This is a genomic window from Achromobacter sp. GbtcB20 (genome assembly GCF_019091095.1).
GTDB lineage: Bacteria > Pseudomonadota > Gammaproteobacteria > Burkholderiales > Burkholderiaceae_B > Achromobacter > Achromobacter mucicolens.
In genome coordinates, this window is sequence record NZ_JAGXJZ010000054.1 from 2,172 (window position 1) to 2,680 (window position 509).

At 66.2% G+C, this 509-nt stretch carries 1 protein-coding gene; it reads left to right on the forward strand.

From position 1 onward, the window contains the following. The first annotated feature begins 17 nt into the window (after positions 1–17). Entirely contained in the window at positions 18–350 is a 333-nt protein-coding gene (locus KVT32_RS27635) for a putative holin (RefSeq protein ID WP_371825627.1), read from the forward strand. The last annotated feature ends 159 nt before the right edge of the window (positions 351–509 follow it).

A 509-nucleotide genomic window follows, 5' to 3' on the forward strand; every position in this document is an offset into this window, starting at 1 on the left:
CGACCGTATCAACCGCCGTGGCCACCACGCTGGTGGCGGGCACGGCTTTGTCGCAAATCTTGCCTCTGATCGACGCCAATGCCGCCTTTGGCGCCGTGATGGGCGCGGCCCTGGTGGCGAGCACCAAGAAAGACCTCACCGCCTGGAAGCGCTTCGCGTCCTTCCTTGTGTCTGGTCTGTGCGGCTACGGCGGCGCGGGCGAGATTGTGGCCCGCGAGCTGGCCAAGGAGACCTTTTTGCCGGCCCTCGTCGGCGCCGTCGTCATCGTGCCGTTGGCGTTGAAGCTGCTGGACAAGGCGCCCGACTTTGACCTGAGCGCCATTTCTCGCGCCTTTGGGGAAAAGAAATGACCGACCTTCACCCTACTCCTACCCTGTCCGCCATCGCTGTCGCCTGCGCCGTCTTTTACGCCCTGACGGCGGGGCGCTTCCTCTGGTACCGACCCAACGGCAGCCGCCACCGTCGCGCCCTGTCCTGCCTGGCGAGCGCGCTGATCGCGGCGCTCTTCT